This window comes from Rhodococcus sp. T2V (genome assembly GCF_029269925.1).
In the GTDB taxonomy this organism is placed as follows: Bacteria; Actinomycetota; Actinomycetes; order Mycobacteriales; family Mycobacteriaceae; genus Rhodococcus_F; species Rhodococcus_F koreensis.
In genome coordinates this window covers 1-20,875 of record NZ_JARJBD010000001.1, presented here as the reverse complement: position 1 = coordinate 20,875, position 20,875 = coordinate 1, and the positions used below count along the sequence as shown (strand labels likewise).

Genomic DNA, 20,875 nt, shown 5'->3' with positions numbered 1-20,875 from the left:
TCAGATCCGTCCGTCGACAGTCAATCGAGAAAATGCGAGTGCTTCCGCAAATTCAAAATCGTCCTGGGTATCAATATCCGTGCTTTCGAGGTCACCAATTGGAAATACGCTGACATCACCGGACACCCTCATTCCCTTTTCCAACATGGCATCCCGCTTAAAGATGAAGAAGCAAGAGTTCTCTTTGTATACGGGCGCCATGTCCTGCGTACGTTCCATTATTGCGGGATCATGGTTGAGTGGACGGATATCCTCACTCCACAAGCGTCCCCGAATTTCAGACACAGAGAATAGGCTGTCCGACCGTCCATCCAAATAGGACTTCACGGCACGGTCGATGGTATCCGCGCGAAGGAACGGGTTCGTTACATGCAGCTGCACAATGATATCTCCGGTCACATCCGGTGCAAGTTCTCGGAGGACCTCATCCATCGATGTAAGCGGACCAGCCAATCGGTCGGGCCTCCGACGTCCCCTGATTTCTGGATATAGCGAACTCAACTGCTCCAGCAGTTCGTCACTGTCTGTGTCAACAAGGATGCCCGACAGAGTTCGACATTCCATTAGCGTGTCCAAAAGCCACCGATAGAGGGGACGGCCGCCGAGATCTCGAAAATTCTTGTTTGGAACACGCTCACTATTCTTCTTGATAGGCACTACGGCTACAACACTATTCTCCAGCATATTCAATCTCCTGACCGTCTACTGTGCCGCTTTCGCTAACACGTTTACTTGGATAGTAAAACCTCGACAATAAGTCGGCCTCTGGTAAATTGCCGTTGAAGCCTTGCCATGCACCGATGAACTGACAAAATCGGAACGCCGGAATATCAAAAAAGTGCGGAAAAAGGACACCCCGTCGCGTAGCAGAGACATAGTCCTGGATAACGTTCGCCGCCACGAGACCAGACGCAGACAAAAGAGACAGACTAGAGGATTCAATGATTCTCTTGTATGCGATTGCTTCACGCCGGTACCTATTGCGTATCGTCGACCAGGATTCCTCGTGTACGTGCTTTACCACGGCCTCAGCTTGATATGAGATGTCAAGACCCGACTTGATGACATAATTCGCCCAATCCACATCCTCCAACCCGGTCAGCGACTCATCGAAGGGCCTGCTATCCCAAACCTTCCTCCGAATAATGGAATTTGCGTTGTTGGCAAAAGCGTACGGTTGCCGATGAATCGATTCTGATGGAAACCAGGACTCCATCACCCTCGATTCCGAGAACTTTGTTCTGTGATCGCCTTCCTGACGACCATATGCGTAAGCTACAGAGTCCCGAGAGAACGGCTCGACTAGTTTTTGCACCCAAGTATCGTAAACAGGATAAACGTGGGCGCTGCAAATCAGGACAACATCGCCCGTCGCTTCGGATATTCCACGGTTCAACGAACGACCAAATGAAAATTCAGAGCGGTCAATATGCACAACTTTGTCACCGAGATCTGAGATAATATCCAAGGTGCCATCCGTTGATCCGGAGTCGACAAATATCAGTTCGCCTACCGGTACGCTCTGCTTCCTCATGCCCTCAACGAGCCGACCGATATGTTGCGCCTCATTTAGGCACCTCACGACCGCTGACACCTTCATTTCACAACCCTTTCAGCGCGCGAATCAAATTTCCCACTTGTAATTTCCCATGCGACTCGACCAAAGGAACCAATCCCGCTCCAATACCTCCGGAACAGACGCCTCGGCGATTGAGCTAACCGAAATAGCCATTCACCACCATGGTCTTGCAGAAACTTCGGGGCCCTATTCTCGTCCCCAACGACGAAGCCCATCCAGCCCCCGCAAGTTAGAATGAGACATTCTGGCAGCAAATGCCGGCTGGCTTCAACGAATTTTGCTTCGATCGGCATCCCCATCCCAACAACGACAACATGAGGATTCGCCGACCTCAGGTTCGAGAAGCTATCGTCGGACATCGGGTCGAATCCATTGTGCGCAAAAACGATCTCGACGCCGTACTGAATCTCGAATGCAAAACGTGCGCGCCGGACCAACTCCTCAGTCCCGCCAATAAGCGCGACTCGGAGTCGTTCTCCACCATTACGGCGTGCGCACTCGATCAAAAGATCGTGGCCCAAATCAGTCGTCGGGCATCGTTCAACCGAACGGGCGCCAGACAGTCGGGCCAACATAGATATCGAGGCACCGTCTGGGTACGTGATATCAGCTAAGTTCATCACCTGTCGAAACTCTATATCATTTCGATGGTTGAGGCCACCAATGTGCAGGGCATACGAAACGAATTGATTACCGCCGAAAACCGCATCAACATGAATCTCGAGAATACGCACATACGTTGTTGACCAAAGCCTAAAGCCTGCGACGTCTGTTATCACGCAAGATCTCCCGAAGTCAGAATTTGTTTGAAGCGATCAGTCCAACTCGGAACGTTTTCAGACTTCTGAGATATATTGAACGCCCGGTAGCCAATAACTGGCGATTCAACCTCGTACTGCGTAAGTTCTGCTGGAATCATCAGGCCACCGACGAGTACTGTCTTCCGGGTCGCGAGACAATTCCAGAGTTTGGCGGGAACTATGGACGCAGATCGCGACGTTTCACGATACGGAAGGATTATCATTCCCCACATTTTCATCTTGGCGGGCAAACCTCCGATGTCTACGCCGGACAGACAAGCGACCTTCGAGTTGCCCAGCACTGCTAGTGCCCCGCCGTCGATTGGGCCCACGATGTTCACCTGAAATCCCAAATCAATCAGTCTCAGAAACGAACTCAAGTCGATCTCGGCTTCCCGCACCGAGCCGAAGTATCCGACTACATTGGGATCGCCGATGGGCCAGTCCGTATCGATAAACTCCTCGTCGGCCGCGGGAAGTACAACCTGACACTGGACGCCTTCTTTCAACCAACGCTCCTTCAGCATGACGCTGTCAGAGGTGATCGTCCCTTTGCCATCTCGCACTCTTTTCCCAAACCAACGCTCTACGCTCCTCGCCGACTTTGGGGGGAACCAGTCTTTGGGAGCGTTTTCCCAATCAACAACATGGTCATATATGGGGTGGGTCACCCTAACGAGACGAAGGGCGATCCGCGTCCAATTCGAAGGAACATAGAATAGTGCGAGGTCTGCAGTCGGCGTGCACCCTCGTATCGCGGCGAAAAGAAAGCCAATCGCTGAGATGACTTTCACTCCCTCGATTCGCTCCTGAACAATTCGACCCTGCGAACTAGTTCCAAGATTCCGCAGCCTATCAAGCACAAACGATCGAATATGTGCCAAACTACGAGGCGCGGGCTCGATAAAATACACCTGGTATCCCGAGGACCTCGCCGCGCGTGCTAGCGAATGATGCCGCTGCCAAGTGAAGTCCCATCGAACGCCACTAAATATATATATCACTGGTGTACTCATTGACGAACACTCCCTCGACGAAGCAAAAGGAATAACGCGAACATCATTACGGCGTAGCCGAAAGCATTCGCAATAGCACCTGCGTATAGCTGGAATACAGGCGCGAGCAGGATATTTAGAATTACGTTTACGCCCGCACCTCCAGCACTGGAGATACTCATCCAGCGGGAGTTTCCGTGCAACAGACTTACAGTGTTCGCGAGTGGCAAGTAGAAGGCCAGCGGAAGGAAACTCGCATACAAGCAGGTCCCAAGCTTTATCGCATCCTCATACCCGTGCGCTTGGAGAACCACGAATGCCAACAGCGCCGCAGGCAAGCCAGCTGCCCATATTGCGATGAAGATGGCTCGGTCTCTTCGCATCAATCGCCGGAGTTCAGCAGATTGACAACCCGGGTACCTGTGGAGTCCGGACTTATTTACCTCCGATGCCGCGGCACCAAATATTCCCGAAAATTGATACACGGCCCCATAAGTACCGACCGCTGCTGGCGAAAGTATGACAGCGTAGATGATCCTATCTGCACTACCCAACACCCATTGAAATACTCCGTGAATGGTGATTGGCACACCGTAACTGACCAGTTCCCCAAAGCTTGATTTCGCGGCGGTGGAACTACTCCTTCGGTGCCAGAAAATAGCAAGCACCACGCCCAGCACTCCGACTGCGAAGTCGCCTAATAGCCAAGCAAATCCAGCCGGTAATCCGAGGTACTGAGCAGCACCGCGTACGCATACACTTACAGCCGCTACGCTCGCGAACAGCGCCAGATAGCTTACTGTTCGCCTCTGTGCTCGCAGATATGCACTGAGAGGCAGCACTGATCCTGCGACAAGTGTCCCGCATAGAGTCGACAACAGAAGCAGCAGTTGGGACATACCCAGCATGTTCGCGATTACGGAAGATACAGCTAGCATCAACGGTAAAATCGCTATCGGGACTATCGAAAGCACCACGATGTCTCGCCGCGAGGCTCGGACTGCCTTAGATATAACTAGTTGACGAAAATATGCTTGATCCAAACCAAGACTCGCTACCAATGTAACGACTGGCGTGAACACAGTAAGAATGGCAATCGGCGCGAAGGTCGATGGGGAGTAACTCAAAGCGAAAAATCCGGCCATAATGACCGTACTTCCGCGATACAGTATCGCGGACAACACCGCTGCCTCACGCCAATGCGAGCGGACATCTAGGCTTGTCTTCAACATCTACAACCCGCTTGCGATTGCAGTCGCCACACGTTCAACAGCGCTTACATTGGGAAACACCGACACGAAATTCTTCTTGAGAAATTCCTGACCCGCCCTGGGTTCCCAATAGGTGTTTCGGCCTACCAAGAATTCCTTCAGTTCTCTCGGCGTGTCGATGCTAGGCACGCCTGTCGTCCACTCCACTGATTGCCAGACCATTTCTTTTTCCGGCCTGAAGTAGGCCACTCGACGACCCATCGCCAATGCATCGAAAATAGCGGTGCTCGCGCGACTAATCAGAACGTCTGATGTCTCGAGATCCAGAGCAAGGGGCCATGAGCTCCGGCCGTCCACAAAGGCGGCTGTGACCGCCGGATGCACGTTGACGTGTAATCGGTAGCCCAGAGATGCATGAACGTCCCTCACGTCCCGGTACCATTTCGACTCCGCTCTCGGATGAACACCGTATGCAAAGTTGAAGTTCGTCACCGCCGGCCGGACTGGCTCCTCGAGAATTCTTCGCTCCGCCGCATCCAGAATCTGTTCGGTTCGTATGGATCCGACAGTTATCGCGTTGTCCACCATGATATTTTGCTCATCGAACTCTCCTTGCAACAGGACAAGGTCGGCGAATGTATACGGAAGTCTCCACCGCAGCGTCTCGCGGTTAGCAAAGTCCTGAGCGCCTTCCACCTTTGCGATGATTTTGCTTCCCCTACGCCTTGCACTCTCAAGATATGTGCGGGTGGCTCCCCAATCGTTCATGACTAGGACCGCGCCTGGAGCGGATGTGTACTCCGCCATCCGTACACAATCGAGCGAGAACCGCTCCGCTTCGGCGAGCATGCCATCTGTGGAGTTGCTGTCGAATCCCAGCGCCGCGCTGACTCCAAGATTGCGCAGTTGAGCAATTACGGGAGCCAATTCGGTTACGTGATAGCGGGCAGACGGTAGGACTATGACGTCAAATGCTTCAGCCTGCTGTCGATCCGTACCCAACCTCGCGGTACCCGTAATTGAATATTGGTCCACGAAACCATCAGCATTCAGGTAGTCATGCCATTCTTCGTCGGGTTTGAACAACGAAACTGCACTCGGGTTCTCTGCCGCCCATCGCGGATTGCGATATGTTAAGTCAATCGCGCGAGACACGACCTGACGATCTTCCCGCCTTGCCGGCACCGTTCTTCTTCGCGCCGCGTTAAGTCCAACCATCATTGAAATGCTGCTGCACGCCAGAGCGAATGCGGCTATGCAAATCTTGGCAATCCTGCCCGCGCGCCTCCACAGCACCAAGGGTAGAGACGCCGATAGAGCGAGGCCGCCGAACGTTATAATTCTCGCCGACAAACTGAGAAGATCGCAGGCTAGCCTGATATATCTCAGGGTCCTAGTTGTCCTACTTATCATGTCCCGACACTTTCAGTTTTGCTCGCGCCGGAATTGTCACACCCGATTCCGGAACATCGAATACCACAACTGCCCCCGCCCCGATCTTCGCGTTACTTCCGACCGTTATTGCACCGATAAGTATCGCGCCTGCCCCGAGTTCCACATTGTTGCCAATTTTAGGGCAATCATCGTCGCGGTGCCTATTTCCGATCGTGACGTTTTGACGAATGGTGACATCTTCCCCAATTATGGCCCTGGGATTTACGACGATTCCGATACCGTGTCTGATCCGGAGGCCGCGTCCGACTCTCGTTGAAGGCGGAAGTTCGATTCCTATTACCCACTCGACCACGATCTTATAGAATACGTAGAATGGTGGATATATAGTCTTCGAAATGATCGAAGGACCGTTTCGCAGGTATTGGGCGAACCGGAAGAGGGTAACCACGGTCTGACTCTTGAAGTAGCCACGGTTGCATTGCCACTCGTAGCGCATCACCGAACATCCTTTTTCATTCGCCGTCAAGGCGCTCTCCTCCCATATCGGATGACAGCAGGGCGACCGCTGACATAAAGGCAACAAAAGGTAATGCGTCATCGTCGAACTGGATGGTTGCGGATGCGATGACGGAGATGATCAGCGCTATGCCGAGACGTGCCTGTCCGGTTCCTCCGCCGAGAACAGCGCGCATGCCGAGCACCGCTGCCGACACCAGAAGTACTGCCAACCCCACGATGCCCACGACACCATGTCGGACAGCGATACTCACTGGCAGGCTGTGCGACCCCACCTGAATATGTGCGAGGTTTGGCAGACCACCGACCCCACCAATTGGGTTCTCGGAAAACAGCTCTAATCCTCTTGTGTACGAGAGCTCCCGCAGATCCGCGCTTGCGCCATACCGGGCGTCAGCGACATTTTCTAGCGCGTAGTTGATGTCCTGCCAGAGGTTCGGAAAGAGAAACGCCACTATCCCGAGGAGAGCGAGGACTGATGCGGAATACATCACGACACGACTGCTCTTTAGGGGGCCTTTCGCTCCTGTACGGAGGCCGACAACGAGCAGGGTGACCAGTGCATAGGTCAGGATAATCGACCGACTAGTAGATAGAAGTAACCCGACGGACGAGAGAGTAACCAGTGTTATGACGGTCCACTTGGAGCGCACCCGGTCGTTGTAGATATATAGCGCGACTGCGATCAACCCGAACAGTGCCAACTCATTTGCGTATAGCGCGAATCCTATTGGCCTCAGGACCTCAATATCATAGAACAGGCTTGGCGTGGATAAGCTCGTCGAAGAAGAGAATCCGGACGGGATCTTTGCACCAAGAATGGCGTCAGTTATCGCTGGCGCGGATAGGCTTAGAACGTATACGCCTAGCGATAGGAGCCAGATCGAGATGAGTACACGGAAGAATACAGATCGGGTTTGGTGGGAGGCGTTATAAATAGCGGCTACAATCAGTAGCCCGGTGCCCCAAACATTTAGTGTTCGTACGGCATTACCAACATATTCAGTCCAGACTAGCGCGGAAGTCGCCAATACGACAATGACTGCAACCGGAAGAATTAAGTGCAGTGGGAACAGAAGCCGACCAAACCTCTTCCGATCCCGTCCGATTGCCCACAGTGCCAGGATTGGGAAATACAGGTATTGATCGAAGGACAGCATCCACAGCACAAGAAATACTGCGATGAATATGGCCACCAATCGTCCGCCTGATCGACCGCACACCTGGGTCTCATTTTCGTCGCTCTGCAGGTAGTTCCCAGCACCATCACCACTCGGCAAGGGAACCGTCCGCCCGACGCCAGATCGGGTTCGTCCACGAATGCCCGATCTCACTCATTTCGCGAACGCGATTCTCGTCAACCGTAATCCCGAGACCGGGAAGAGCGGATGGCGTAAATCTGCCATCAGATAGCTCAAATACTTGGGGATCACAGACATAGTCAAGCAAGTCAGCGCCAGCGTTGTAGTGTATTCCTAGGCTGGTTTCCTGAAATATTGCGTTGGGAGACATGAAGTCAATCTGAAGTGAAGAAGATAGCGCAATCGGTCCCAATGGACAGTGCGGCGCTAACGCAGCGCCAAAAGCCTCGGCTAGGGCCGCAATGCGGCGTGTCTCGGAGATGCCGCCTGCGTGTGAGACATCCGGCTGCACGATCGATACACCGGACTGCAACAACGGGATGAATTCTCCACGCGAGTAGTGGCGTTCACCCGTTGCAATTGGGATTGTCGTCAACTCGCAGAGGGCTCCAATGCGAAACGACAGTTCCGGCACAAGTGGCTCCTCCACAAAGAGCGGGGAGACGTCCTCCATTTCTTTTAGGAGTTTTTTAGCGAGCGCGAAACTTGTCCTTCCATGGAAATCGATTGCAAAGTCACCGGAATCGCCGATTGCCTCACGGACGAGCGTTGCTCGCTTCACTATCTCGTCGATCGCGCGCGTCCCCTCCAAATGATTAAGGACGCCGCCGACATTCATCTTGAACTTTTGAAAACCCTCCTCAAGGCGCTGAATGGCATGCTCGGATACCTCCTGCGGGCTGTCGCCACCAATCCAGGAATACGCGTCGATCCCGTCCCGGACCCGACCTCCTAGCAGTTGATAAACAGGTACCCCGAGCGCTTTGCCCTTTATATCCCAGAGAGCCTGGTCGACCCCGGCGACCGCGCTATTTAGGATGGGCCCGTTGCGATAAAATCCACCGCGCGTGCATGCCTGCCAGATGTCTTCGATACGGTCCGCATCTGCGCCGATTAGCAGCGGCCGGAGCGCCTCCACTGCGGCCTCGACGGTAGAAGCGCGACCCTCGATGATCGGCTCACCCCAACCAACGACTCCCTCGTCCGTTTCGAGACGCAAGAAGAGCCAACGTGGGGGCACCACAAAGGTCTCCATCTTCACAATCTTCATGGGCGCGAGTACCTCATCCTTTGTCGTTCGTGTTCGAATTCGCATGTAGCTAGCACCCGCGGTGCTCCGAATACAACTTGCTCCGATCGAGCTCTGGTCCCCGTACTGGCTGCTGAGATGGCCGGTCATTCAGAACCGTTGCGGGCGCTAGTACGCGCCATCGCCCGCCACCACCGCACGCATCGTCTTTCCGATGATGAGTAAGTCCCCCATCATCGACCAGTTCTCCACATAAGAGAGATCGAGCCGCACAGTTTCTTCCCATGAGAGATCCGAGCGCCCACTCACTTGCCACAGCCCGGTGACACCTGGCTTCACAAGGAGCCGACGCCGAACGGTGCCGTCATAAGCCTCGACCTCCCGGCGCAGTGGCGGACGAGGACCGACTACGCTCATCTCGCGACGGAGGACATTGATGAATTGAGGCAGTTCGTCGATGCTGAACTTGCGCATGAATCGGCCGACCTTCGTCACCCGCGGGTCTTCGCGCATCTTGAACAGCACTCCAGCGCCCTCGTTGGCCTTCATCAGCGAGGCGACTTGTTTGTCGGCGTCCACCACCATGCTGCGGAACTTGAGCATCGGGAACGGCCTGCCGTCCAGGCCCATCCGCTCCGACTTGTAGAAGACCGGGCCCTTGCTGGTCAGCTTGATCGCCAGTGCGACGAACAACAAAACTGGGCTGATCAGAATCAACGCGAGTGTCGCGAATACGAAGTCGAAGGACAGCTTCGAGAACCTCTGCGCACCGTGGTACTGCGGCTTCTCCACATGGATCAGCGGCAGGCCGGCGACCGGGCGCATCGACAGCCGTGGACCCGACACGTCCATCATCCCGGGGGCTACCACGAGGTCCACGTGATGAGGCTCTAGCGCCCACGCCAGGTCGCGCATTCCGTCATGCCCCAGGTGCTCGGTTGCTGTCACTGCCACCGTGTCTGCCTGGCAGAACTCCAACGACTCCACGACGTCCTGCTCGTCTCCGAGAACGGGAATCTCTCGCCCCTTCACGGTGATCTTGTCGCCGTGTTTACCGGTATGCCCTGGGATGCACACGCCGACAACGCGGTATCCGTCAGCAGTGCCGCGGGCGAAAGATTCGGCGAGATTTCGCACCGAGCGTTCACCACCTACGACCAGGACGGACGTCTGAAACTCTCCCCGCGAACGCTTCCGCGCGACCACCTTGCGCCACACCCAGCGGTTCACCATCAGGGCAACCAAGCCCACCGGGAACGCGATGGCCAGATATAGGCGTGCCAGGTCGAGCCGGAAAAGGAGAGCAAGGATCGCAATGAACCCGAAAAGACGCACCGTCGATACGAAGATCCGGCGGTACTCGTCGGGACCACTACCGATGACCCGGATGGTGCGGGTCCGAAAGATCACCAGCGTCACCAGCCACGCAACTACCAGCAGGGCAGAAACCAGTGTGTAACTCAGCTCGTGGAGAGCTTGGCCGGTGGTCAGAACACCGCTGTCGCCAAAGCGAATCCACTGGGCCAACGCGACGGCGGCAATCACTACCAGGGTGTCAGAGATCAACAGACGCCGGATATACGCCGCCTGCCACTCTCGACGACTCCCGAGTCGCCCCGTCTCCGAAGAGACGGTTGTCGCGCCCGGCGCGCCTGATGCAGGGCCGAGCGGAACATCGAATGCGGTCACCATTCGTGCCTTCCACCTGAGAACCAATAAGTCGGCTAGCGCTGCTGTCTTCCGACTGTTGGCGGTAGATGACGACCGCCCCCCTGTATTGCTGCCGAGATGATGATCGCACCTTCAACCAACTTCGTTACGCATCGAGTGGCGAACGTCACAAGCGTGGGACATCAAGCGCGAGAACAGGTTCCCGTGCAGGTCACAGCTCTATATATCGAACGAATGACACGTTCTACATCATGGTCTGCGATCTGAATAGGGTCGAAAGTCCTGGCACGCCGAACAGAACTTCGGTATTTTGCACAACCCTACTCACGAGTCAGATCCGCGGCGAGACGGCGATGTTCGCGCGCAGCCCCACTCGGTGAAGTCGCGTGGCGACCGTGACCGATGAGTACGCGGCCGCAAACATACCCAGACTGTGGGCCACACTCTGTCATTCGCGTGAATGACATTGGGGCACTGGCTACGTAGGTGCCGTATCGACCGCTCTACGATCGGCGCCGAACCATCACAACAACAGAAGAGAATGCGCACATGAATAGAGACAGCTTTTGGAATACCCCTTGGGGAATGCTTTTCTCGTTCGGCTCGGAACTGGTGCACGCGCTGAATTTCGGCAGCGTCAATACTTAGCGAAGAATTGGCCCGCTCTCCGACTCGGAGGGCGGGCACAGCGAGAAGTGCTTTACCGAGGCGGCGCCTCATTTCCGAGTTCACATCTTCGGCTGTCCAATATTCACTGGACGATTTGCAGATAAGCCGCGCACGTCAGTGGCACGATTGACGCCGTGACCATTGGCCCGCTCGACGATGCATCCCACCGCAGTCGCCTGCGCCGTCTGCGTGCGGCGTGGCGGAGGAAGCTCGACCCGAGTGAGCAGTCGGCGGTCGTGTCGTGGGCGGCGTTCACGGCGACGTTTGCCGGAGTGCGGGCGTTGACGCACTGGATCAGGCGCGGGCACGGGCCTGCGGGCGGTGGGTTGAGTCTCCACGGCCGCCATTTCCACCATTACAACTTGGGGATCGCCGCGCTGGCCGGTGTCGGGGCCGTGGCGGTGCGGGGTTCCGAGAAGCAACGCCGCCATCCGACGGTCCCGATCTCGTACCGTGTCGGCACCGCGCTCATCGTCGACGAACTGGCCCTGCTGCTCGACCTCGAAGACGTCTACTGGGCGAAGGAGGGGCGGACGAGCGTCGACGCCGCGGTGGTCATCATCGGACTCGGCGGATTGATGACCGCGGGATTCGAGTTCTGGCCCGCCGCCCAGCGGGCGCTCACGGAGCCGACGTAGACGGCCGCACGCAGGACAACCGGGCGGTCCCCCACGGCTCGATGTCGTAGACCGGGATGCAGTCCAGGCCGCGGGCGCGTGCACGCTGCACCACCGCCGCATCCGCCGACGGGCACGTGCCGTCGGCAACGGCCTCGGTGACGATGGCGCACACCACGTCGCCGCGAAACTCGCGGACGGGTTTCAGCCCCTGCTCCACCGTCCAGTGCCGCACGGCAGCCCAGTGCGTCACCTCGGTGACGGTGGACGGGTTACCGATGAACAACACACTCCGGGTCGCGTTCCGTCCGCCCGACGCAGGCGATGCCTCCGCCTGAATCTCCGCCTCGGTGCACCACTCGGATGCCAACTCGGCCAGGGTCGTGCTCGCAATCGTCGACATCTTCCTCATCCTGTTGCCGGCCCCCGGATGAAGATCATCCTGTCGCGAATCGGGCCTCACGACTGTCCCCCGATCGGGCCGAGAACCGAATGATTCGACTGTCCCCCGATTGGCCGACGGTGACGTCACAGCGCCTGGGGCTGCGGGGTGGATCGAGACGTCGTATCATCCAAAGCTGATCCACGTCGCTCGGCGGAACCGATTGAGCGACACCGACATAACGGACAAACCGGGCATCTCCGACCGGAGGATGTCGCGGTCGGCCGAATGTCATCCGCAAGAACGCACGCGACAGCCGAACACTTTGCTTTTCGTTTACTTACTTTTGAAAACTATGAAAGCCCAGAGGTGAAACTCCTTGGTCTCGCAGACGCAGGAACCTGCCGTCCCGAACGATGAACGCACCACGGCGCTCGACGAACTCGGCCCGCACTACAAGTGGATTGCGTTGTCGAACACCACCCTCGGCATGCTGGTGGCGACGATCAACTCGTCCATCGTGTTGATCGCGCTCCCCGACATCTTCAAAGGCATTCACCTCAACCCACTCGAACCCGGCAACACGAGCTACCTCCTGTGGATGATGATGGGCTTCCTCGTCGTCACCGCGGTGCTGGTCGTCAGTTTCGGACGGCTCGGCGACATGTTCGGCCGCGCCCGGATGTACAACATGGGTTTCGCCGTGTTCACGATCGCTTCGATCTTCCTGGCAGTAACGTGGTTCGACGGCTCCGAGGCCGCACTGTGGCTCATCGGGTGGCGCGTCGTCCAAGGGGTGGGCGGCGCCTTCCTGATGGCGAACTCGTCGGCAATCCTCACCGACGCCTTCCCCGCCGATCAGCGCGGGCTCGCGCTCGGCATCAACGGTGTCGCCGCGATCGCCGGATCGTTCCTCGGCCTGCTCATCGGCGGCATCCTCGCGCCGATCCACTGGAACCTGATCTTCCTGGTCTCGGTCCCGTTCGGCGTGGTCGGCACGATCTGGGCGTACCTGAAACTCCGCGACACCGGCGTCCGCCGGCACGCCGACATCGACTGGTGGGGAAACGTCACGTTCGCCGTCGGACTGATCGCCGTCCTGGTCGGCATCACGTACGGCATCCAGCCGTACGGCTCCTCGTCGATGGGCTGGACCAGTCCGCTGGTGCTCTGGTGCCTCCTCGGCGGTCTCGCCGTCCTCGCGGCCTTCTGCGTCATCGAGACCCGGGTCGCCAATCCCCTGTTCAACTTGCACCTGTTCCAAATCAAGTCGTTCACCTGGGGAAACATCGCCAATCTGGTCGCGTCGCTCGGCCGCGGCGGGCTGCAGTTCATCCTGATCATCTGGCTTCAGGGCATCTGGCTGCCGCAGCACGGCTACGACTACAGCCGCACTCCGCTGTGGGCGGGCATCTACATGCTGCCGATGACCATCGGATTCCTGATGTCGGCGCCCGTGTCCGGGGTCATCTCCGACAGGTTCGGCACCAAGTGGTTCACCAGCGTCGGCATATTCATCACCGCGGGAACCTTCGGATTGCTGATCGCCCTGCCGGTCGATTTCGAGTACTGGGCGTTCGCCGCGATCCTGCTGATCAACGGGATCGGCATGGGCATGTTCTCCGCGCCGAACCGGGCGGAGGTGATGAACAGCCTTCCCGCAGACGCACGCGGCGTCGGCGCGGGCATGATGACGACCTTCCAGAACGCGGCGATGGTGCTGTCGATCGGATTCTTCTTCAGCCTGATGATCGCCGGACTCAACTCCAACCTTCCGGCGGCGATGAGCGACGGACTGATCGCGAACGGGGTGCCCGCGGCGCAGGCCACCCAGATCGCGAACCTGCCCGCCGTCGCCGTCCTGTTCGCCGCCTTCCTCGGCGTCAACCCGATCCAGGAACTGCTCGGACCGAACCTGTCCGCACTCAGCGAGCAGCAGCAGGCACACCTGACCGGCCTGGACTTCTTCCCGCAACTGATCTCGGGACCGTTCGCCGACGGACTGGCCATGGCGTTCGCGTTCGCCATCGTCGCCTGCGTGATCGGGGGAATCGCCTCACTGCTCACCGGCCCGCAGAAGAACCCGACGGCCGAAGAGCCGCGGGAATCGGTGGGTGCGGAACTCGCCGGAATCGCCGGCGAGGCGGGAATCGGTCCGAGCGAACTCGTCGACGAGCAACCAGCGGTGCGATGAGGTGAGGTTCGGCGGAGCCGGCCTCCGCTGGGCGCCGACCTCGTTACGCTGACACCATGCCTTCGGACCGCGGACTCAAGTTCATGAACGCCGCACACCGCGTCCTCCTGCGCGTCACGGGAGGACGGGTCGGGCGGAGTTTCGGCAAGATGCCTGCGGTGGAGTTGACCACCGTCGGCCGCAAGTCCGGGAAGGTGCACAGCGTCATGCTCACCGTGCCGGTGACCGAGGGAGACACCCGAGTCGTGGTGGCCTCGCGCGGCGGCGACGACCGCCACCCCGCGTGGTTCCTCAACCTGCAGGCCAACCCGGTGGTCCAGCTCTCGGTCCAGGGGCAGCCGGCGCAGTCCATGCGCGCCCGCGTGGCAACCCCCGAGGAGCGGGCCCGTCTGTGGCCGCAGGTGACCGCCGCCTACAAGGGCTACGCGGGCTACCAGAAGCGCACCAGCCGCGAGATCCCTCTGGTCCTGCTCGAACCGACGAGCTGACACCGGTCACCGCCCTCAGAACACGGTTCGGTTGCAGTCCGGCGCCAGTGAGCCGGATCCGCCCTCAACCTCGACCTCACCCTTATAGATTTGCGCATTCCGGGCGGGCCGAGGTTGGGAGCAACGTGGACACAGACGATGCTGCGCTGCACAGATCCGGGTTGCACAGGTCCCATACCCGGCACCTGCCGCGGCGCGGGTGGATCACCGCGGCCCTGACGCTACTCGTCCTCACGCTTGCACCTGCCCCGTCGGCAACGGCCGAAGCCATCGTGCAACCGGTGGCCGCCGACCCGAGCGTCGTCCGCGCCTCCGACGGCATGTTCTACATGTACACAACCGCCGACGACTGGGGCGACGGCCAGGGCATGCACAACATGTCGATCTTCAAGTCCGCCGACCTCATGGACTGGATGTACCTCGGCGACGTCTTCCCCGACAGGCCCGCGTGGCATCCGGACGGCAAGCTGGCGTGGGCACCGAACGTCCTCGAATCCGACGGCCGCTACAGCCTCTACTACTCGCTCTACGACGACGCGAATCCCTGCATCGGCCTCGCCACCGCCGACAGGCCCACCGGACCGTGGAACGACCTCGGCCGGCCCGTCTTCTGCGCCCACGACGTCGGCGTGGGCGGCACCATCGACCCGTTCGTGTGGGACGACGGAACGACGAAGACGATGTTCGTCGGCAACTTCCAGGGCGTCCACGCGATCCCGCTCAGCGCCGACGGAACCGCGGCGGCCGGCGAACCCGTACGCGTCGCCGACGAACGCTTCGAAGGTCCCTACGTCGAATTCCACGACGGCTACTACTACCTGTTCCTCTCGGCAGGCAACTGCTGCAACGGCGCCGACACCGCCTACCGCGTCCTCGTCGGCCGGTCCGAATCACTCACCGGGCCGTACCTCGACCGGAAGGGCCAGGACCTCAACGACGGTGGCGGCGCCCTCATCCTCGCCGGCAGCGAACCGTGGGCCGGGCCTGGCCACAACACGGTGGTCTCCGACGACGCGGGCGCGGATTGGATCGTGTACCACGCCATTCCGCGCGACAACCGGGATCTGCCCAGCGGAGCCCGGCGCCGCGAGGGGATGATCGACCGGATCGTCTGGGCGAACGGCTGGCCCGAGGTCGGCGACGGTTCGCCCGCGTCGACCGGGCCTGCGAACCCTGACACGGATCTGCCGGTGCGGGTCACGCTGCGCGCCGACTCCGACACGACGCTGCCCGCGGACGGCGGGACCGTCGACGCCACCATGCTCGTCGAGGCACCCGACGATCGCCCCTACACCGGCCAGGTGTGGGTGAGCGCCGTGTCGCCCGACAACCGGACCAGCGATCCGTTCTTCGGGCCGATCGACGTCGACCTTCAACCCGGCGAGGTTCTCGAGGAGGCCGTCACGTACACGGTGCCCAGTGATGCTGTCGCGGGAACGTACTACGCCTACGCCTTCGCGGGCAGCTACCCCGACGAGACCGTCGAATTCGGCACGATCCACGCCGTCAAGACCGGCGACGCGGCGAGGATCAGCCCGGTCCGGTCGGTGTCGCTGCACCTCGGCAAGCTCGCGCGTTGACGGCCGGCGGTTCGACGCTGGCCGATTCGGACAACCGATTCGGTTCCCAAATCCGATATCAACCACGGAATCAGTAACGATTTTCCTCATTTGCTATTGAAATAGTGGCGACTCCACGTCAGGATAGGGGCCACGGTGACGTGCCTCACACGTCACCTTCGGTCAGTCCATCGACAAAGGTGCTACATGCTGCAGACAGTGTTCGAGAAGCAACAACCGAACGCCACGGTTGTCGACCATGCGCTCCGGCGCACCCGGTTGGCACCGTTCTGGATCGAGGACGTCGCCGACACCCCCACCTACCCGTCCGCCACGGCCGACGCCGCATACGACCTGGTGGTCGTCGGCGGCGGCTACACCGGACTCTGGAGCGCCCTCCTCGCCAAGCAACGCCACCCCGAACTGTCCGTCGCCCTCGTGGAGGGCGAGACTATCGGGTGGGCCGCTTCCGGCCGTAACGGCGGTTTCGTCGAGGCCAGCCTGACCCACGGCAGCGAGAACGGCCGCCGACGCTGGCCGGAGGAGATCGCCACACTCGAATCGCTCGGGCTCGAGAACCTCGACGCCATCGAGAAGACGGTCCATACCCTCGGCCTGGACTGCGATTTCGAACGGAACGGCGCCATCTCGGTCGCCATCGCCGACTACCAGGCGGAGGAAGCGCTCGGCACCCCGCCGAGCGCGACGACCGCGGTGCTGGACGGGCCCGCGATGCGCGCCCAGGTGAACTCGCCGACGTATCTGGCCGGGGTGTGGGACAAGACGTCCACCGCGCTGGTGCATCCGGCCAAGCTCGCCACCGAACTCGGCCGGGTCTGCGCGGAGCACGGCGTCGAGATCCATGAACACACCAAGGTTCTCGACCTCGTCCGCTCCCGATCGTCGTCCCGGGTGGGCGTCCGGACGGCGCGCGCGACGCTGTCGGCGGACCGAGTGATTCTGGCGACCAACGCCTTTCCGTCCCTGCTGAAGCGGTACCGGCTGCACACGGTTCCGGTGTACGACTACGTCCTCATGACCGAGCCGCTGTCCGATGCCCAGCTCGCGGAGGTGGGATGGTCTGCCCGACAGGGCATCTCCGACATGTCCAACCAGTTCCACTACTACCGGCTCACCCGGGACAACAGGATCCTCTGGGGCGGATACGACGCCATCTACCACTTCGGGCGCGGCCTGAACCACGACCTCGAAGACCGCCCCGAGTCCCACAGGAGGCTCGCGCGGCACTTCTTCACCACGTTCCCCCAGCTCGAGGGCCTCGAGTTCACGCACCGGTGGGGCGGCGTCATCGACACGTCGACGCGCTTCTGCTCGTTCTTCGGGTCCGCGGCGAAGGGCCGGATCGCCTACGCTGCCGGTTTCACCGGTCTCGGTGTCGGCGCCTCGCGCTTCGCGGCGAACGTCATGCTCGACAAGGTCGCGGGCGAGAAGACGGCCCTGACCGAGTTGGCCCTGGTGAAGGACATGCCCCTTCCCTTCCCGCCGGAGCCGTTGGCGGCAGTGGGCATCAACGCCACCCGCTGGTCGCTCGATCGCGCCGACCACAACGAGGGCAGACGGAACGTCTTCCTCAAGGCCCTCGACGCCGTCGGCCTGGGATTCGATTCGTGACCGCCGTCCACACCGACGGGTCCTGGTGTTCCGGACCGCACACCGCGGCTCGAACCGCCGATCTCACCTACCACCGCCTGCCCGGCGACCAGGTCGTCGGCGAGGGAGCGCCGATGGTCGGCGAAAGAGTGCTCGGCGACTTCGCCGGGATCACCGTCGGCGTGTGGGAAATCGAGCCCAGCGTGTCGTGCGACGTCGAGATCGACGAGGTGTTCGTGGTGCTCAGCGGCGACGCGACCGTGCAGTTCGAGGACGACACCCCGGATCTCGACCTCGGTCCCGGAAGTGTCGTGCGCGTGCGGGCCGGCCAGAAGACCCGGTGGATCGTGCGCGACACGCTGCGGAAGGTATTCCTCGCCGCGCCGGCCACGTAGCCACGAAAACCACTGCACCCCTTAACCACACCTGCCCGGGCACTCAAACCCACAGCCACACCTCGAGGGAGTATGAATGAGCATTGCCGAACCACCCCCCTTGAAGACCCAGACCCCCGATCCGCTCGGCCCCGCGAAGGGGCTCAACAGCGGCGCACTGGGATTGATCGGCAACACGGTGATCGGGCTTTCGTCCGTCGCGCCGGCCTACAGCCTCGCCGCGACGCTGGGGTACGTCGTGCTGGCGGTCGGCGAGAAGGCGCCGTCGATGTTCCTCGTCGCGTTCATTCCGATGCTGCTCACGGCGTTCGCCTATCGCGAGCTGAATCGGGACACCCCGGACTGCGGGACCTCGTTCACCTGGGGCACCAAGGCGTTCGGTCCGTGGGTGGGCTGGATGGCGGGGTGGGGACTCGCCGTGTCCGCGATCATCGTCCTCGCCAACACCGCGGAGATCGCCGCGATCTACCTGTTCGAGGTTCTCGGGTTGCACGCGGCGGCCGAGTCGCTCGCCGCGAAGGTACTGCTGGGATGCTTCTTCATCGCGGCCATGACGTACGTCAGTTTCCGCGGCATCCTCATCAGCGAACGGCTGCAGAACGTCCTGATCGCCGTGCAGTTCGCCGTCCTCGTCGGTGTCAGCGTCCTCGCGCTGTCGAAGGTGTTCGGCGGCACCGCCGGCCCGCAGGCGGTCACCCCGCAACTCGACTGGATCATCCCGACCGGTGTCTCGATGTCGAGTGCCGCGCAGGCGATCATCCTGTGCATCTTCATCTACTGGGGGTGGGACGCCTGCCTCGCCGTGGGTGAGGAGACGAAGGATTCCGAGCGGACACCGGGCCGGGCCGCGGTGCTGACCACGGTCATCCTCGTGGCCACGTACGTCCTGGTCGGCTACGCGGTCCAGTCGTTCGCGGGGTTCGGCGACACCGGGATCGGACTGAACAACCCCGAGAACGTCGACGACGTGCTGACCACCCTGGGCGGGCCGGTCGCGGGGCCGGTGGCCGCGTCGTTGCTGCTGCTGACGGTGTCGATCTCCGCGCTCTCCTCCACCCAGACGACCATCCTGCCGACGGCGCGCGGAACGCTGTCGATGGCGGTCTACGAGGCGCTGCCGAAACGGTTCGCGTCCGTGCACCCCCGATACATGACACCCGGCTTCGGAACCCTCGTCATGGGGGCGGCGGCGCTGCTGTTCTACCTGGTGCTGTCGTTCGCCAGTTCCAACGCGTTGCAGGATTCGGTGGCGTCGCTCGGGCTCGCGGTCGCGTTCTACTACGGCATCACCGCGTACGCCTGCGTCTGGTATTGTCGGCGGACACTGTTCGACTCGACCCGGAATCTGTTCATGCGCGGCATCTTCCCGCTACTCGGCGCACTCTGCATGACGTGGGCCTTCGTTCAGAGCGCCGTCGACATGCTGCGTCCCGACTACGGATTCACCGCGTTCGGCCCGTTCGGTGGCGTGTTCGTTCTCGGCGTCGGAATGCTGGTCGTCGGAATCCCCCTGATGTTGCTGTGTTTCGCCACCGGCACCGGGAACTTCTTCCGCGGACGCACGCTCACCGCCGACACGGAAGTGAAGGTGCCCGAGCAAGGAGCGCCGAAGCCACCGGGAAGAGGCGATAGTTTCCCACAACGTCCGAGCCGATTGTCTTCGACACAGTAAGAACCGATTGTCTTCGACACAGTAAGAACCGATTGTCTTCGACACAGTGATCAAGGGAGGATTCGACCATGTCTGAGCAGCCCGCGTCTCTCGATCCCGTGTCCAAGCAAATCATCGAGCAACTTCAAGAGGATGGACGACGGTCATACGCCGCCATCGGCAAGGTCGTCGGATTGTCGGAAGCGGCTGTACGCCAACGCGTGCAGAAGCTGATCGACACCGGCGTCACTCAGATCGTCGCGGTCACCGACCCCGTTCAAGTGGGATTCTCCCGCCAGGCCATGGTCGGGATCCGCTGCTCGGGTGACGTCACCGAGATCGCCGCCCGGCTCGCCGACGTCGACGCCATCGACTACGTCGTGCTGACGGCGGGCGCCTACGACATTCTGGCCGAGATCGTGTGCGAGAACGACGACCACCTCCTGACCGTGCTCAACAAAGAGATTCGCACCATTCCCGGCGTGCTCGGCACCGAGACGATGGTGTACCTGAAACTTGTCAAGCAGCAATATGATTGGGGAACCCGATGACTACAGAAACCACCTCCTCGCGCACGTCCGCCCAGCTCGAGGCGTCCGCCCGACGCCATCTGTGGGGGCATTTCTCCCGGCACGGGGAGAGCATCACCCCGCCGATCATCACCCGCGGCGACGGCGCCCGGATCTGGGACTCCACCGGCAAGAGTTACCTCGACGGGCTGTCCGGGCTGTTCGTCGTGCAGGCCGGGCAC

At 60.2% G+C, this 20,875-nt stretch carries 18 protein-coding genes and 2 pseudogenes; 9 read left to right on the top strand and 11 right to left on the bottom strand.

Annotation, left to right across the window (positions count from 1 at the left end):
* The 10 genes from P3H15_RS00095 to P3H15_RS00055 all read right to left on the bottom strand — a co-directional run bounded on the left by P3H15_RS00095 (window position 1) and on the right by P3H15_RS00055 (window position 10,579).
* Window positions 1-684, bottom strand: coding sequence for an acylneuraminate cytidylyltransferase family protein (locus tag P3H15_RS00095; protein ID WP_276135396.1), 684 nt, complete (start codon window positions 682-684; stop codon window positions 1-3).
* The gene (locus P3H15_RS00090) at window positions 671-1,600 is read right to left on the bottom strand and encodes a glycosyltransferase (protein ID WP_276135395.1); all 930 of its coding nucleotides are present in this window, start codon (window positions 1,598-1,600) and stop codon (window positions 671-673) included. Before P3H15_RS00090 ends, P3H15_RS00095 begins: the two co-directional genes overlap by 14 nt.
* A complete protein-coding gene (locus tag P3H15_RS00085) occupies window positions 1,597-2,358 on the bottom strand; it encodes a WecB/TagA/CpsF family glycosyltransferase (RefSeq protein ID WP_276135394.1) in 762 nt (253 codons plus the stop codon). Before P3H15_RS00085 ends, P3H15_RS00090 begins: the two co-directional genes overlap by 4 nt.
* Window positions 2,355-3,050, bottom strand: coding sequence for a hypothetical protein (locus P3H15_RS00080; RefSeq protein ID WP_276135393.1), 696 nt, complete (start codon window positions 3,048-3,050; stop codon window positions 2,355-2,357). The genes P3H15_RS00085 and P3H15_RS00080 overlap by 4 nt, the downstream gene beginning before the upstream one ends.
* Window positions 3,051-3,391: 341 nt before the next feature.
* A complete protein-coding gene (locus P3H15_RS55745; protein WP_369426186.1) occupies window positions 3,392-4,519 on the bottom strand; it encodes a lipopolysaccharide biosynthesis protein in 1,128 nt (375 codons plus the stop codon).
* A gap of 87 nt (window positions 4,520-4,606) precedes the next feature.
* Window positions 4,607-5,740 carry a hypothetical protein gene (locus tag P3H15_RS00075; protein WP_276135392.1) on the bottom strand — a complete coding sequence of 378 codons (1,134 nt, stop codon included), beginning with the start codon at window positions 5,738-5,740 and terminating at the stop codon, window positions 4,607-4,609.
* Between the two features lie 247 nt (window positions 5,741-5,987).
* On the bottom strand, window positions 5,988-6,476 hold the full coding sequence (locus tag P3H15_RS00070; RefSeq protein ID WP_276135753.1) for a serine acetyltransferase: 489 nt from the start codon (window positions 6,474-6,476) through the stop codon (window positions 5,988-5,990).
* A 16-nt stretch (window positions 6,477-6,492) separates the two neighbouring features.
* A complete protein-coding gene (locus P3H15_RS00065; RefSeq protein WP_276135391.1) occupies window positions 6,493-7,692 on the bottom strand; it encodes an O-antigen ligase in 1,200 nt (399 codons plus the stop codon).
* A gap of 70 nt (window positions 7,693-7,762) precedes the next feature.
* Window positions 7,763-8,908 carry a galactonate dehydratase gene (dgoD, locus tag P3H15_RS00060; RefSeq protein WP_276135390.1) on the bottom strand — a complete coding sequence of 382 codons (1,146 nt, stop codon included), beginning with the start codon at window positions 8,906-8,908 and terminating at the stop codon, window positions 7,763-7,765.
* 147 nt (window positions 8,909-9,055) lie between these two features.
* A complete protein-coding gene (locus P3H15_RS00055; protein ID WP_276135389.1) occupies window positions 9,056-10,579 on the bottom strand; it encodes a sugar transferase in 1,524 nt (507 codons plus the stop codon).
* Between the two features lie 782 nt (window positions 10,580-11,361).
* On the opposite strand from P3H15_RS00055, the gene P3H15_RS00050 reads away from it, so the two are divergent.
* Entirely contained in the window at window positions 11,362-11,865 is a 504-nt protein-coding gene (locus P3H15_RS00050; RefSeq protein WP_276135388.1) for a hypothetical protein, read from the top strand.
* Here P3H15_RS00050 and P3H15_RS00045 read toward each other — a convergent pair.
* A complete protein-coding gene (locus P3H15_RS00045) occupies window positions 11,849-12,247 on the bottom strand; it encodes a hypothetical protein (protein WP_276135387.1) in 399 nt (132 codons plus the stop codon). The genes P3H15_RS00050 and P3H15_RS00045 overlap by 17 nt on opposite strands.
* A gap of 358 nt (window positions 12,248-12,605) precedes the next feature.
* Between P3H15_RS00045 and P3H15_RS00040 the strand changes: the two genes are divergently transcribed.
* From P3H15_RS00040 to P3H15_RS00005, 8 genes and pseudogenes are all read left to right on the top strand, one after another.
* On the top strand, window positions 12,606-14,420 hold the full coding sequence (locus P3H15_RS00040) for an MFS transporter (protein WP_276135386.1): 1,815 nt from the start codon (window positions 12,606-12,608) through the stop codon (window positions 14,418-14,420).
* Window positions 14,421-14,476: 56 nt separating this feature from the next.
* The gene (locus P3H15_RS00035) at window positions 14,477-14,908 is read left to right on the top strand and encodes a nitroreductase/quinone reductase family protein (RefSeq protein WP_276135385.1); all 432 of its coding nucleotides are present in this window, start codon (window positions 14,477-14,479) and stop codon (window positions 14,906-14,908) included.
* A 125-nt stretch (window positions 14,909-15,033) separates the two neighbouring features.
* Window positions 15,034-16,488 (top strand): family 43 glycosylhydrolase, encoded by a 1,455-nt coding sequence (locus P3H15_RS00030; protein WP_276135384.1) that lies wholly within the window; start codon window positions 15,034-15,036, stop codon window positions 16,486-16,488.
* 186 nt (window positions 16,489-16,674) lie between these two features.
* Window positions 16,675-18,099 (top strand): FAD-binding oxidoreductase, encoded by a 1,425-nt coding sequence (locus P3H15_RS00025; protein WP_276135383.1) that lies wholly within the window; start codon window positions 16,675-16,677, stop codon window positions 18,097-18,099.
* Window positions 18,096-18,473 carry a cupin domain-containing protein gene (locus P3H15_RS00020; RefSeq protein WP_276135382.1) on the top strand — a complete coding sequence of 126 codons (378 nt, stop codon included), beginning with the start codon at window positions 18,096-18,098 and terminating at the stop codon, window positions 18,471-18,473. Before P3H15_RS00025 ends, P3H15_RS00020 begins: the two co-directional genes overlap by 4 nt.
* A gap of 76 nt (window positions 18,474-18,549) precedes the next feature.
* Window positions 18,550-20,070, top strand: a pseudogene (locus P3H15_RS00015) (APC family permease); the annotation flags it as partial.
* A gap of 143 nt (window positions 20,071-20,213) precedes the next feature.
* Window positions 20,214-20,675, top strand: coding sequence for an Lrp/AsnC family transcriptional regulator (locus P3H15_RS00010; RefSeq protein WP_124391986.1), 462 nt, complete (start codon window positions 20,214-20,216; stop codon window positions 20,673-20,675).
* Window positions 20,672-20,875: pseudogene (locus P3H15_RS00005) on the top strand (aspartate aminotransferase family protein); the annotation flags it as partial. The gene P3H15_RS00010 and the pseudogene P3H15_RS00005, both read left to right, overlap by 4 nt.